At 65.4% G+C, this 13,724-nt stretch carries 12 protein-coding genes; 7 read left to right on the top strand and 5 right to left on the bottom strand.

The features are described 5' to 3' along the window. Positions 1-4: 4 nt before the first annotated feature. From lptB to IPK69_06790, 3 genes are all read right to left on the bottom strand, one after another. A complete protein-coding gene (lptB, locus tag IPK69_06800) occupies positions 5-757 on the bottom strand; it encodes an LPS export ABC transporter ATP-binding protein (GenBank protein ID QQS10323.1) in 753 nt (250 codons plus the stop codon). Positions 758-850: 93 nt separating this feature from the next. Next, positions 851-2,608 carry a hypothetical protein gene (locus tag IPK69_06795; protein QQS10322.1) on the bottom strand — a complete coding sequence of 586 codons (1,758 nt, stop codon included), beginning with the start codon at positions 2,606-2,608 and terminating at the stop codon, positions 851-853. A gap of 56 nt (positions 2,609-2,664) precedes the next feature. Further along, the gene (locus IPK69_06790) at positions 2,665-3,501 is read right to left on the bottom strand and encodes a menaquinone biosynthesis protein (GenBank protein ID QQS10321.1); all 837 of its coding nucleotides are present in this window, start codon (positions 3,499-3,501) and stop codon (positions 2,665-2,667) included. Between the two features lie 53 nt (positions 3,502-3,554). Between IPK69_06790 and IPK69_06785 the strand changes: the two genes are divergently transcribed. From IPK69_06785 to IPK69_06770, 4 genes are all read left to right on the top strand, one after another. Further along, entirely contained in the window at positions 3,555-4,166 is a 612-nt protein-coding gene (locus tag IPK69_06785; protein ID QQS10320.1) for a NeuD/PglB/VioB family sugar acetyltransferase, read from the top strand. Positions 4,167-4,205: 39 nt separating this feature from the next. Further along, positions 4,206-4,679 (top strand): MarR family transcriptional regulator, encoded by a 474-nt coding sequence (locus IPK69_06780; GenBank protein QQS10319.1) that lies wholly within the window; start codon positions 4,206-4,208, stop codon positions 4,677-4,679. An 836-nt stretch (positions 4,680-5,515) separates the two neighbouring features. Continuing rightward, positions 5,516-6,241 (top strand): pirin family protein, encoded by a 726-nt coding sequence (locus tag IPK69_06775; GenBank protein QQS10318.1) that lies wholly within the window; start codon positions 5,516-5,518, stop codon positions 6,239-6,241. Positions 6,242-6,811: 570 nt separating this feature from the next. Next, entirely contained in the window at positions 6,812-7,195 is a 384-nt protein-coding gene (locus tag IPK69_06770) for a hypothetical protein (protein ID QQS10317.1), read from the top strand. A gap of 58 nt (positions 7,196-7,253) precedes the next feature. Here the strand turns inward: IPK69_06770 and IPK69_06765 are convergent, their stop codons facing one another. Next, entirely contained in the window at positions 7,254-7,625 is a 372-nt protein-coding gene (locus tag IPK69_06765) for a transposase (protein QQS10316.1), read from the bottom strand. A 93-nt stretch (positions 7,626-7,718) separates the two neighbouring features. Here IPK69_06765 and IPK69_06760 point away from each other — a divergent pair, with 93 nt between their 5' ends. Further along, positions 7,719-9,071, top strand: coding sequence for a DNA polymerase (locus IPK69_06760; GenBank protein ID QQS10315.1), 1,353 nt, complete (start codon positions 7,719-7,721; stop codon positions 9,069-9,071). 3 nt (positions 9,072-9,074) lie between these two features. Here the strand turns inward: IPK69_06760 and IPK69_06755 are convergent, their stop codons facing one another. Next, positions 9,075-10,856: an FHA domain-containing protein gene (locus IPK69_06755; protein ID QQS10314.1), complete on the bottom strand. Its 1,782-nt coding sequence runs from the start codon at positions 10,854-10,856 to the stop codon at positions 9,075-9,077. Between the two features lie 47 nt (positions 10,857-10,903). Here IPK69_06755 and IPK69_06750 point away from each other — a divergent pair, with 47 nt between their 5' ends. Then, entirely contained in the window at positions 10,904-12,037 is a 1,134-nt protein-coding gene (locus IPK69_06750; GenBank protein QQS10313.1) for a hypothetical protein, read from the top strand. Between the two features lie 140 nt (positions 12,038-12,177). Next, positions 12,178-13,428: a hypothetical protein gene (locus IPK69_06745; protein ID QQS10312.1), complete on the top strand. Its 1,251-nt coding sequence runs from the start codon at positions 12,178-12,180 to the stop codon at positions 13,426-13,428. Positions 13,429-13,724: the final 296 nt, after the last annotated feature.

The following is a 13,724-nucleotide window of genomic DNA, read 5'->3' as shown; positions in this document are numbered from 1 at the left end:
GCATTCAGTCGAACTCATCCCCGCGGAAGATCGTGCCCAGGTACACCTCGCGCACACGCTGGTCGTTGATCAGCGCCTTGGGCGTCCCCTCCGCGAACTTCTTCCCCGCGTCGATGATGTACGCCCGGTCGCACACGCGCAGCGTCTGCTGCACGTTGTGGTCCGTGATCAGCATCGCGATCCCCTTCGACGCCAGCGTCCGGATCTCCCGCTGCAGCTCCTCGATCGCGATCGGGTCCACGCCGCTGAACGGCTCATCAAGCAGGATCAGCCTCGGCTTGGTCACCAGCGCCCGCGCGATCTCCAGTTTCCGCCGCTCGCCCCCGGAGCACGTCCGCGCCGCCTCCCCCGCCTTGTGCGACAAGGAGAACTGCGCCAGCAACTCCGCGGCCTTCGTCTTCCGCTCCTTCCCCGAGAGTTTCTGCGTCTCGAGGATCGCCAGCAGATTCTGCTCGCACGTCAAACGCCCGAAGACGCTCGGCTCCTGGCTCAGGTACCCCATCCCCAGTCGCGCCCGCTTGTACATGGGCAGGTTCGACACGTCCTTCCCGTCGAACATCACCCGCCCGCGATCCGGCCCAAGCCCCGAATCCGGCTCGATCATCCCGATCGTCATCCGGAAACTCGTCGTCTTCCCCGCGCCGTTGCGACCGAGCAACCCCACAACCTCCGCCCGCTCGACGTGGAACGAGACATCATCCACGACCGTCCGGTCGCCATACGTCTTGCGGAGTTTGTGCGTCTGCAGCAGCGCCATCGAGTCGCACAGTGTATCGCGCCTCGGGTACCCCCTCGCAACGCACGCACGCCATCCCCTGGGTACCCCCTCGCTCCGCGAGGGGCGCACTCCTCAAAAATTCGGCCCACGATTCCCCATCACCTCGCTCGGCCCGCGCAGCCACACCCTCGACGCCGCGTTCTCCGTCATCCCCATGCCCCGCGCCGCCGACCCCAACCCCATCGGCATCGAGCCGCCAAGTCCATACAGCCGCACCAGCAACTCAACCGCCTCGGCCCGCGCGCCCCCGCCGACACCCTCGTCACCCCTCGCCTCGATCACCCGCCGCTCCACGCGATGCCCCAACTCCGTCCACCCACACCACGAGCCCATCTCCCGAGTCCAATCCGAAACTCGCGCACCCTCCGGCAGCCGCATCGCCGCCCGGCCGATTCCGCCGACTCTCGCGCCTCTCCCCGACTCGAGCCTCGCCATCCACCGCGCGACTTCCCGGTCCACACCAAGCGCCACCGCCGCCGCCAGTCGCCCACGCCTGAAGGGATCGTGTGTGCTCGCCGCCCGACCCGCGGCTCGTGCCGCAACGAGAATGACCTCCGCCGCCCCGCCCGCGCCCAACGTCTCGATCGGCGAACCCACACGCGTCTCGATCGCCCCCAGCATCGTCCTCCACTGCGCCTTAAGCGCCGACGCGAGCATCCGTGACGCCCCGCGCAGCAGCGTCTCGATCTCATCGATCGCTCCAGCCGTCCCCGTCGCCCCGTCCAACTCCACGACTCGCCGCCGGGCCTGCTCACGAAGAAACTGGAACGCCGCCAGCCGCGCCCGCTCCTCCGCGCCGACCACGGCTCCAAGCCCACGCGCCCACCCGATCAACACCACGAGATCTCCGTCATCAATCTCACTCACGCCAAGCGTCACCATCGGCGATCCGAGCAGCACCTCGCCCGCATCCTCACGCTCAAACACCGGCGAGACCGGCCCATCCAACTCGCCGCGATCCAGATGCCGCTGCAACCGCGACGACTTCCACGCCAGCATCGCGTGCCGGAGCGACCGCGCCGAGAGATCATGCCGCCCACGAAACGGCTCCAGATCAAGCCCAAGCCGCCATGCCCGCCACGCGGCACCACCAACACGCGTCGCGTCGAGCCGCGCCCGACGCCCACCAAGCGCCACTCGGACGGCCTCTTCGCTCACCCCCGCCCGCTCCGCCACACGCGACACCGCCCGCCCACGCGTCCACCCCAGCCGCCGTTCATACGCCGACACGCGAAGACCAAATCTCGCTCGAGAAGCACGCTCCACGCGCGAGAATCGCCCGGCCCGTGACAGCCGCTCCCCATGCGACCGCTCGAACGCCTCCACGACGCCCGCCATAAAGACCAGCCTCGCCCGCGCCCGATTCCCCTCTTCAACAACTCGCCGCGCGACCAATCCCTCCCGACGCAGACGATCCAGAGTCTTCCGGCTCGTTCCCCATCGCGCCATCAGCGCCTCGACCCCCATCGCCCCGGAACAATCGTCCAACGTCAGCATCGCGGCCGATCCCAGATGCTCGCTCAGCGCCGACAGATCGCCCAAAAGCGCCCGCCCCTCCACCCGCTCCTCGATCGTCTCAGTCTCAGGCCGATACCCCGTCACGCGAAACACGATCCACGCCGACGGATACGTGCCCCCCAACTCCACATCCAGCGCTAGTTCCTCGATCCGCTCGATGTCACGCACGAGCGCGGCCCGCGGTGCATAACGCAACTCCTCCGCCAGCCGCGCCACCACCGACAACTTCAATGGAGTCAATCTCGGCACAACTACCGCTGCCTTTGCCCTGGTGGCACCGCTCTCCAGAGCGGTGTACTGAACGTACCACACTTCAGCACAGTCATGACTCCACTCTCAACTCAAATCAAGCTTCCAACACGTACTCTTCAAACTTCTACCCCCTCCGCCCACACAATCTCGCTCGACTCCACCGCCCCGATCCCCCTCGCCTCCTCCGCAAACCGCACCATCCCCGCGCGCGCCCGAGCATCAAAGTCAAACTTCAGCAGTCGCCCCAGATACTCCCGCGCCAGATCCTCGGGCCACCGCGCGCCCCTCGCCCGCTGCGACACGATCCAATCCAACCGCGTCGCGTTGTGCCGACGCTGCCGATCCACCAACTCCAGCGAGATCGCCACCCGCTCGCTTCCCACATCCTCCACCCGGCACATCCACGTCGCGTACACAAAGGGCAGCCCCGTCCACGCCTTCCACGCCTCCCCAAGATCCAACTCATGCGGGTACCTTCCCGCCGGCGGCCGATCCACCACCACCTTGTCACCGATCAGCAGCACACTCTCCGGCCAATCGCCCTCGCCACCCACAGGCCCGCCATCCACCACACGCTCCCGTGCATCGAAACTTACCACCCGGACCCGCGTTCCATACCGCTTCTCCAGAAGCACGCGCGCCAGCACCACCGATGTGTGGCTGTCCGTGTCCGCCGCCAGCGTCGTCATCCGCTCGATCGGCACCGACGAGAAGACCCGCACCGTCAGCGTCGGCCCGTCACACCCGATCATCCCGCCGCCCACAACCGCCAGATCCGTCCCGAACGCGTCCACCACCGACGCCAGTCCCAGATCCGCCTCGCCCCGCCGGACCAGATCCGCGATGTGCGACGGCGCCGCCGGGATCAGCCGAACCCCCCGCGCCCGCTCCAATCCATGCACCAAAGGTGCCGTGTTGAGGTATCGAACATACGCGATCCGGATCTCGTCCATGACCAACTGTACAGCCCCCCACGCGACCGCCGATACTGCCAAGTAGAAACGCCATGCCCGAACCAACCGAAATCGCCCTCGTCGGCGGCGGGGGACACGCCCTCGTCGTCGCCCACCTCGCACGACGTGCGCGCCTCCGCGTCACCGGCGTCTACGACGACGACCCCGACTGCGTCGCCGTCCGACTGGACTGCCTGCCGCACCTCGGCCCGCTCGAAGCCGCCACACGCGCGCAAACACCATTCATCATCGTGCTCGGCGATCTCGCCGCCCGCCGCCGGGCTATCACTGCCCTTCCCGCGGCCAACTTCGCCCGGCTTGCCCCCGCCGAATGTGACCCAACGGTCACCTTCGCCCCCGGCGCGATCGCCGCCATCGGAGCCATCATCCAGCCCCACGCGCGCATCGGCGCCCACGCCATCATTAATACAGGCGCGATCGTCGAGCACGAGTGCGAGATCGCCGAGAACGCCCACATCGCCCCGGGTGCCATCCTCGCCGGCCGGGTCCGGATCGGCCGCGACACTCTTGTCGGGATTGGGTCGCGGGTGTTGCCCGGCGTTCGGATCGGGGCCGGGTGCGTTGTCGGGGCCGGGGCGGTGGTCACGGCCGACGTCGCCGATGGCGTTCGGGTCGCTGGCGTCCCGGCAAAGCCGATCGCTTGACAGTTTTTACAGTCTGGATTACCGTATCTGCGGATATTCATGGAACACAGGACACTTCAATCCGAAATTCATAAACAACATCCGTTCGACACCAAGGAGCAAGAGGCTTACTTGAGCGTGTTGCGTACGGGGGTGAAACTGGAGGCTGCCGTTGAGCGGCTCTTCAAGGATTTCGGGCTTTCCCACGCGACGTACAACGTCCTGCGCATCCTCCGCGGCTCGGGTGAGGCGGGCCGGGCCTGCCACGAGATCAGCGAGCACATGGTCGCCCGCGTCCCCGATATCACGCGACTCGTGGATCGCCTGGAGCGTGCCGGCTTTGCCAAACGCGCCCGCGGCGGCACCGACCGGCGCGTCGTCAACGTCACCATCACCAAGGCCGGGCTCGAACTGCTCGAATCGCTCGACGCCCCGGTCCTGGAACTCCACGAGAAGCAACTAGGACACATGTCGCGTCAGGAACTCCAGACGCTGATCGACCTCCTGGCCAAGGCCCGGCATCCGGGGACGTAACATCCGTCACCCATGGATCAGCTTCAGTCCTGGATCTCATTTCGGCTTGCCACGGTGCGTGCATTGACGGGACAGGAGTTTGCCGATCTCATCACGCATCCAATGACCGCCGAGTATGAGTTGATTCTTCAAGGCATTGTTCGGGCGGGTGAGGTCGAGCCGCTCTCGACGCTTGTGTGGGAGTGTGTGGATCACCTCACGTCATCGATGTACGGCGCATCGAGTAGTGTCGACCACGTGAGGCCTTACCACGCGATGGTGGCGGCCATTCTGCTCGAGCACAGCGCGCACATTGACGGTTTCCCTGTCGAGTGCGCGGATCTGTGTGGGCTGCTCTTGTGTGCAATGGGCGTGCAAGCACGAGAAGGACGCAGGGGTTCAGCGAAGCGAAGTGCTTCAGATCTCCCCCCCATCGCGACGTGGAGGATGTGCGATCCGCCGAAGTTGAGCGATATGCCGGCCGCGTTGGAGGGCTTGATCTCGTTCCGAGGTGAGCGAACGGACGAAGACATGGCCGTGCTCGATATTGCACGCCGCGTGGTTGTGGAACTTGCTTCGGGGATTTCACCGGCTCGCTTGGATCGCGTAGAGGGCATTGTCGCCGAGGCCTCGGCCGCGGGGCTGCTTCCAGGGTGTGGCGACGACAGGCAAAGCGTCTTCTGGGGTTGGCTGCGGCATTTCTGGGCTTGATGTGCTGCCCTGAAGGCCTTGTCGTGCCACATATCTGTTGTAACGACTAAGTGTCCCAAGCATCCAATCTTCATCATGGAAGCAGACGATTCGGCACACGGTGTGTCTAGTTTTGGTCTGCGGTCCGTGCCTTGAGGAGTTCACCCATGCTCACTCTCCGTCCCGCTCACGAGCGTGGCTCGTTCGACTTTGGCTGGCTCAGGACCTCGCACACCTTCAGTTTCGGCGATTATCGCGACGCGAAACACATGGGCTTTCGGTCGTTGCGTGTGATCAACGACGATGTCGTCGCGCCCGGGCAGGGGTTTGGCGAGCACCCGCACCAGGACATGGAGATCATCACGGTCGTGCTCTCGGGGAGCCTGGCGCATCGTGACTCCATTGGGCGCGGCGGCGACGGGCGGGGCGGGAACGTCGAGACCATCTCGCCGGGTGAGGTGCAGCGGATGTCGGCCGGGAGGGGAATCTTTCATTCCGAGTTCAATGCATCGAAGACCGAGCCGGTGCATTTGCTGCAGATCTGGATCAGGCCGAGCGAGCGCGGGATCGAGCCGGGGTATGCGCAGAAGCGTTTCGACCCGGCACGGCAGCGTGATCGGTTGGCGCTGGTGGTCTCGCCCGATGGGCGCGATGGCTCGCTCTCGATCCATCAGGACGCGTCGTTGTATCTGAGTGACGTCTCTGCGGGGAAGAGCGTGTCGCACGAGTTGGGCGCGGGGCGGCACGCGTGGGTGCATGTCGCGACTGGGTCGGCGGTGGTGAACGGGCAGGCGATGAATGCCGGCGACGGGCTGGCGGTGTCGGAGGAGCGCGCGGTGACGATCGAGGGGCGGGGCGAGGGGGCGAAGGTGCTGGTGTTTGATCTGGCGTGACTCGCGGAGCCTCTCGGTTGGTTGATGTGGAGTTTGAGTCTTGTGATTCTTCCTTTGCCCCTCTGGGGCGAGCGTGACGCATGTTCGATGATCCACGGGTTGCGCGTCGGGCGGCGGTGCCGCTTCGCCGCTCCACCCGTGGCTATAGGCCGGCACCCCTTCGGGGCGTGAGCCGGGTGCCCCCTAGACGATGGCCGCTCTGGGCCGTTGCCTCGGGCGGATGCAACCAACCGTGGGGCGGGTGCGTAGCCCGCGGGGCCGCGCCTCACGCCACCCCACGATCGTTCTGCGGAATGGGAGACTCTCCTCAACGGCCTGCCTCGGCATCAGTTAGTTCAGAGCAACCAACTGATGGCACCGAAACCGGATCAACCGATGTCCCACTCAATGGGATATGCTCCGACATGCCGCACGGATCACCTGCGAGTCGCGGGATGACGGTCGCCTCTGACGCGAGGCGTCGGCCCAAAGCCGCCGACGTCTCGCGGCACCCAAACCAAGAACAAGAGACATCCCACGCCACCCGCCGTATATACTCGAACCCGCATCAGAGTTTATTCGAATCGCACCATGAAAATGTCACCTCCTATTCCAGTCGACCAGCAACTCGCCGCACTCGCATCTGGATCCGCAGCAACATACACTCTGCTTCAGGAGTATTACGACGATCTCGGTTTCCTTCTCGATACTCGCGGCTACATCACGGTGACACGAGAAATGCTCGCCAATTACCTGCGGCAACACCTTGACGTGATAGAGCAGCATATTACAAATTCGACTGACCCAAAGTATCACGATGTCAGATACTTCGAGCGAGTCGACTCAAAGTATCGCGTATTCACATGGCTACATGGTCAGCCCAAATATGTTAATGAATACGACGACATTGTGTCTGCCGCCGTTGATTATTTATTTTTTCCGTTTCGCGGAGGTGACTTTCCTCCCGTTTCCTGACTTCCTGTACAAATACTCATCTGGCCTGATCAGCCGGCATTTCAGCCAGAATTCGACATCACGCCGCCTTCCGGTAGTAGTGCTTGATCACGCCGCTAAGTCTTGATCGGCAGCAGATTTCACGGCGATCAGTCGGCCCGGCACGGGTCGATGGCCGCCGACCCATAGGCGTCGCGAACTCCAGCGACGAGTGTGGCCGGTCCCGGTTGTAGTGGTCGACGTACTCGCGCAGCAGGTAGTCCAGATGCCGCGTGCCGAGGATCACGAAGTGGTCGAGACTATCGGCCTGGACACACTGGATCAGCCTCTCAACGTGCGCGTTGAGGTTCAGTGACCGGCACATCAACGGCATCGACCGCATCTTGCGCTCACCCAACTCCCGCTCGAACACGCCGTCGCCTATTAGGAACTTGCTGTCGCGATCACGCAATGCTCTGTCATCAAGGCACTTGACGGACCGAAGTGATCGCTGGACTGTGCCCTAACACACACCTATCGTGCGTGGTCCAGGAGTGATTTGGCCATGCACCTCAAGCACATGTTCATCGACTTCAACGCGTTCTTCGCGTCGGTGGAGCAGCAGGTGCAGCCTCGGCTTCGCGGGCGGCCGGTGGGCGTGGCGGCGACGATGATCGACAGCGGGTGCTGCATCGCGACGAGTTACGAGGCGCGGGTCTTTGGGATCAAGACGGGGACGCGCGTGGGGGAGGCGCGGGTGTTGTGCCGGGATGTCGCGATTGTGCCCGCGAGGCCGCGGCTGTATGTGATGATGCACCAGCGGTTCCTGAAGGCGATCGACACGGTGATCCCGGTGCACAAGGTGCACTCGATCGACGAGGTGGATTGCCTGCTGGACCCGACGCAAAGGACGGTGCAGCGGGCGACGGAACTCGCGCTGGCGGTGAAGCGTGCGATCCGCAAGCACTGCGGCGTGTCGATGCGGTGCTCGATCGGGTGCGCGTCGAATCGCGTGCTGGCGAAACTGGGGACGGACATGATGAAGCCCGACGGCTTGGTGATCCTGCCGCCCGATGAGATCCGTGCGAGGATCGGGCACCTGAGCGTGGACGAGTTGTCGGGGATCGGGCCGGGGATGACGAGGAGGTTGGAGCGTGCGGGGATCAGGACGGTGAACGAACTGATGGCGCGTTCGGCGAAGGAGATGCGGTCGCTGTGGGGCGGGCTGGTGGGTGAGGCGTGGTGGCACATTCTGCGGGGGGAGGAGGTGCGCGAGGTGCGCACGAAGAAGAGTTCGGTGGGGCATCAGCACGTGCTCGCGCCGGATCTTCGCAGCAACGAGTCGGCCCGGGCCGTGGCGTATCGGCTGCTGCTCAAGGCGGCGGCACGGTTGCGGCACGAGGGGCTGGCCGCGCGGAAACTCTCGTTGGGGATCAGTTTTGCGCAGTCGCACGAGTTTTCTTCGCCCTGGGGCGGGACGAGTTGGGGGGCGTCGGCGCCCTTGGGCGAGGGGTGCGTGGACACGCCGACGATGCTCGAGGCGATGCGGTCGTTGTGGGAGCGTGTGCCGAAGGACGACAAGCCGGTTTTGGTGAGCGTGACGCTGCAGGACGTTCTCGTGCCGGGGAACGCGTCGTTGCCGTTGTTCCAGCAGGAGGCCAAGCGCGTGGATCTTTCCAAGGCGATGGACAAGGTGAACCAGCGGTATGGCGGGAACACGGTGTACACGGCGAACATGCAGGGCGTGCGCGGCGAGGGGCGCGGGGGAATCGCGTTTCATATCGTGCCGGATCTCAAACTCGCCGACTCGGTGCAGGCGAGGCAGCGCGGCGGCGAGGGCGCCGACGAGAGGCACTTCAGCGATGAGGAACTCGAGGCGATGCTCGACGCGGGGATCGCGGATCGGAGGATGATGTAAGAATCAGTCGGGTCGGCGGACGTTGATGCTCTCGCCGGCGGTAGTGGGGAGGTCGGGGAAGGCGGCGGACTTGGTGTGGGCGGTGGCGGAGGGGTCGAGCGTGGCGCCGGGGTCGGCGGGGAGGGTCATCCGGAAGGTGGCGCCCTTGCCCTCGGCGGATTCGAGGACGATCGTGCCCTGGTGCTGCTCGATGATACGTTTGGCGACGACAAGGCCCAGGCCCGTGCCCTTGAGACCCTTGGTGGTGTTGAAGGGCTGGAAGACCCAGGGTTGTTTGGCTTTGGGGATGCCCGGGCCGTTGTCGATGACAGCGATCTCGACCTCGGCGGAGCAGGCGGGGAGCGTGAGGGGCTGCTTGCCCTGGGCACGATAGACGGCGCGGACGGTGACGACGCCCAGGCCGGGGTCCACGGCCTCGATGGCGTTTGATATAAGATTCATGAGCGCCTGGTGGACGAGCGAGGCGTCGAGGGGGACGGGCGGGACCTCGGCATCGACGTCGACCATGAGGGCGACCTGGCGCAGGGCGCACTGGGACTCGAGGAGCGAGGCGCACTCCTCGATGAGCGGGGCGAGGGGGGTGAGCTCGACCTCGACGCCGCGCTGTCGCGAGAAGGCGAGCATGTTCATCGTGAGGCCGATGATGCGTTCGAGGTTTCGTTTGAGGATGGCCCAGCCGCCCTTGGCGATCTTGAGGTCGTCGCGTTTGAGGCCCATCTCGACGACGTCGGCCCCGCCGCGGAGGCCCTGGAGGATGTTCTTGATGGAGTGGGAGAGGGTGGCGACGGTCTCGCCCATGACGGCGAGGCGTTCGGATTGTAACTTCTGCTGGTAGAGTTCGGCGTTGGCGAGGGCGAGGCCGGTGTGCTGCCCGATCGCGTTGAGGAGGGCGAGTTGGTCGGGGGTGAAGGTGTAGTTGGCGACGGTGCTGTCGATGGAGATCGCGCCGTAGGTGGTCTCGCGATAGCGGATGGGTGAGCAGAGGGCCGAGCGCACGTGCAGACGCTGCACGCTGTCGCCCGAGGCGAAGCGCGGGTCGTTCATCGCGTTGGTGGAGAGGACGCCCTCGCCCTTGGTGATGACGTGCTGCAAGATCGTGCGGCTGACATGGATCTTCGCCTCGTCGTGGTCCTTGGGCGGCTCGTGGTACTTGACGGCGACGGGCGAGAGCGTGCCGGCGTCCTCGGCGAGGACGATGCACCCGCGCTGTGGCGTGAACTCGGCGAAGACCAGATCGAGGACGGTCTTGAGGAGTTGCGCCCGGTCCATGACCTGGGTTGTCAGAAGCGTCGAGAGGCGATAGATGACGCGGAGGTGGTCGATCGCGGCCGCCCTTGGCTCGGGGACGGCGAGGATGACCGAGTCGTCCATGCTCGTGGAGAGGAGGCCCGGTGTGCTGGGGAGGGTTCGCTCGACGGCGGCGTCGAGGTGCTTGGGCCCGACGATGTGGACGACGTCGGGGTCGTTGGAGGTGGTCTGGCCGAAGACGAGGAGGGTCTGGCCGGTGCGGATCTGGTCGCCGGCGCGGAGGCGGGTGCGCTCGTGGATGCGTGTGCCGTTGATGTAGGTGCCGTTCTGGGAGGCGAGGTCTCGGATGTACCAGAGTCCGTCGTCGGGTGTGAGTTCGGCGTGGCGGCGGGAGACGGCGTTGTCGGACATCGGGAGCGCCTCGGAGGAGCGTCCGATGAGTTGCGGCTCGTGGTCGGGGAGTTCGAACTTCTTCCCCTTGTCCGGGCCCTGGATGACGGTGAGGACGAGCACGAACGACTGTACGTGGCCGCCCACGAGATGGATCGACGGGCGGCATGGTTGAAGGGGACTACTGTCGAGGCATGGCGAAGAAGCCCGCGAGTTCGGCAACAAAGAACACCGGTGGGAAGGCCGGCGGCAAGGCGTCGGGCGGGTCGCTCTCTGCGGCGACGAAGGTGGCCGTGCTCTGTGGGCCAGAGTCGTTCCTGCAGCAGTTGTACACGAGGCAGCTGAGGGACGCGCTCGAGGCGAAGTTCGGCGAGGTGGAGACCGTCATGATGGACGGCACATCGACCTCGGCGGCGGAGGTGCTCGACGAGTGCCGGAGTTTCGGCTTGCTCGCTTCGCACAAGATCGTGATCGTCGATAATGCGGATGCTGTGGTAAAGGAGGACAACCGCCCGCTCTTTGAGCGGTATGTCACGGGGCTGGCCTCGGGGGGTGAAGAGGGTGGTGGGCTGCTGGGGTCGAGTGATGGTGAGATGCCGGGCGCGGTGCTCGTGCTTCGCGCCTCGACCTGGCGACCCGGGAAACTCGACGCGATGATCGAGGCGCTGGGTGATGGCGGGGCGGTGATCAAGTGCGAGGAGGTCCAGGAGGACAAGGCGGCCCAGTGGGCCATCACGCGCTGCGCCAAGGCTCATGGCGCCACGATCGACCTTGCCGCGGCGGCTCTTCTGGTCGATCGCGTGGGGACGGGCCTTGGGCGTCTTGATTCCGAACTGGGCAAGTTGGCGGCGGCGGTACTCGTTGATGACGGGAAGAAGGGAGCAATCTCGCGCGAGTTGGTGGCGCAGTTTGTGGGCATGTCGCGTGAGGAAGAGGTCTGGTCGATCCAGGAGCGTGTAGTTGGGGCGGGGGGGGCGGGGGCTGAGGGAGCGATTCGGGCGGTGCGCGATGCGCTCGAGGTCTCGCGCCATCCCGCGGCGTTGGTCTCGTACGCGATGAATGACCTGGCGCGGAAACTGCACGCCTGCGCCCACGCGGCGAAGCAGGGGAAGAACTTCTATCAGGTGCGTGGTCCGCTGCGGCTCTTTGGCGCCGGGGGGGACGCCATCTTCAATGCGGCGGCCAAGATGGGTCCCGAGGCCTGCCGCGGGGTGCTGAACTCGGCGCTGGAGGCGACGCTCCGCGACCGCACGGGCCTTGGCGAGAGCGGGCGAACCCTCGAACGCCTGGCGCTCAAGATCGCGCAGGCGAGATCCGGCTCGCGATAGCCCCGGATTTGGTTTCGAAGGACCCCTTCAAGACGAACACGATGGCATGCCGATGACGAGTTGGGGCGCCAGGGTCGCGCGCCCGTCGCGGAGCGGCGGCAGTGGCCAGGGGAATGGCGCTCCGGTGCACTGGAGGTGCCATGAGTTCTCGCGTGAGTGTGGAGTATGTCGCTCGTCTCCATCGCGTCGCTGGCGGCTGTGTCGGGCTTCTGGCATGCGCGATGATGGTGTCCTGCGCCAGCACCCCCGCCGAGCCGATTGATGCTTCACTCATGGCTCTGACCACTGGCAATGCTCCGGTGCTCACGCCGACTGGTGGTGGCACGCCCAGCGTCTCGCCAGGCGCGAAGCCGAACTTCAATCCTGGCTCGCCAGATCTGGCCGCCCTTGCGCAGTCTGTTGCCGACATCGAGAATCTGGATCTGCGATATTTTGGATCGCGTTCGGGGACGGCATCGTCTCCCACGCGGCAGACCACGACCTCGCCGGTGCCTACCGCGGACACGACGCCGAATCTGGACCCAGCACGCCACGAGGCCGGCGCACCCACGCCCACGGATTCCACGCGGCCTGGTGATGTGGCCGTCCCCAGCATGGACCTCGCCTCGATGACGAACGGGACGGGCGAGCCGAGTCCGCACCAGCCGGAATCCACTGGCGTCGGTCCTGCTCAGCCCGGCGATGCGATCGGGTTGGCCAAAGCGCTCACGATCGGCTTGGGCGTCCAGCCGACACCGGCGACCGCGCTCCACGCCCTCGCCACGCTCGAGAGCATGAGTCCGGGCTTCATCAAACGACTCGACGATCCCACCAGCGACGAGCGCCACGCGCTGACCGAGGATGAGGTGCGAACGCTGCGCCAGGCACGTGACCTGGTGCTCACGAATGACCAGGCCCGCGTTCAGGCGAGCGAGTCGCTGCTGAGCGCGCTCGGGCTCCCGCCGAGTGGCCCGCAGTTCCGAGTGCCCAAGGCCGAGTTGTGCACCAAGGTGCGGTCGTTCGGCGTGTACACGCCGCTGCCCAGCACGACCTTTGTCGCGGGGTATCCGGCCCGGGCGATCGTGTACACCGAGGTCGCCGGGTTCACCGCGCGGGATCTCGAAGGATCGAATGGTCTGCGGCGCGTCGAACTCTCCCAGCGGTTGTCGTTGTACTCGGATGCCGATGGTCTTGAGGTGTGGAAGGTTCGCGAGCGTTCGGTCACCGAGACTGCGCGCACGCCACGAACCGACTTCTATCTCGTCCAGGAGATCGCGCTACCGGTGAATCTGTCGGTGGGCAAGTACACGCTGAAGTTGACGGTCTCGGACAAGAACTCGGGGGCCTTGGCCCAGGCGAGCATCCCGATCACGATCGTCGCGGATCCGTCGCTGGCGCAGCGCCGCCGATAGCACGCCACGCTGCCAAGACGGCAGGAATGACCCCTTTCGAAGGAATCGAGAACGACCACCAACGACCCTGGTGGGCCTGGAGCGGCATGCCCGAGAATGGCGCGTCCGTTCGAGCGGGGGCATCCAATATGCAGTGAGTAGTAGTCGCGGGCGTGTGGCTCGCCGGGTTTGGGGCCGAATCCCGAAGAAAACCCGAACTTCAATGGATCTTCAACTCGTGTATTCGGCACGACTTAGGGCTTGTGAACGGATTCGTGGGATTTCGGATCGAACACCCCCAACCCGCTTTGACGAAA

It is taken from the genome of Phycisphaerales bacterium, assembly GCA_016699835.1.
Lineage (GTDB): Bacteria > Planctomycetota > Phycisphaerae > Phycisphaerales > UBA1924.
Note: the sequence above shows the minus strand (reverse complement) of the source record. Positions and strands in the feature narration are given on the sequence as shown.

Excerpts from the sequence above, each read along its gene's own strand:
- lptB (QQS10323.1), bottom strand. The coding sequence starts at position 757 with ATGGCGCTGCTGCAGACGCACAAACTCCGCAAGACGTATGGCGACCGG.
- IPK69_06790 (QQS10321.1), bottom strand. The coding sequence starts at position 3,501 with ATGGACGAGATCCGGATCGCGTATGTTCGATACCTCAACACGGCACCT.
- IPK69_06785 (QQS10320.1), top strand. The coding sequence starts at position 3,555 with ATGCCCGAACCAACCGAAATCGCCCTCGTCGGCGGCGGGGGACACGCC.
- IPK69_06780 (QQS10319.1), top strand. The coding sequence starts at position 4,206 with ATGGAACACAGGACACTTCAATCCGAAATTCATAAACAACATCCGTTC.
- IPK69_06775 (QQS10318.1), top strand. The coding sequence starts at position 5,516 with ATGCTCACTCTCCGTCCCGCTCACGAGCGTGGCTCGTTCGACTTTGGC.
- IPK69_06770 (QQS10317.1), top strand. The coding sequence starts at position 6,812 with ATGAAAATGTCACCTCCTATTCCAGTCGACCAGCAACTCGCCGCACTC.
- IPK69_06760 (QQS10315.1), top strand. The coding sequence starts at position 7,719 with ATGCACCTCAAGCACATGTTCATCGACTTCAACGCGTTCTTCGCGTCG.
- IPK69_06750 (QQS10313.1), top strand. The coding sequence starts at position 10,904 with ATGGCGAAGAAGCCCGCGAGTTCGGCAACAAAGAACACCGGTGGGAAG.
- IPK69_06745 (QQS10312.1), top strand. The coding sequence starts at position 12,178 with ATGAGTTCTCGCGTGAGTGTGGAGTATGTCGCTCGTCTCCATCGCGTC.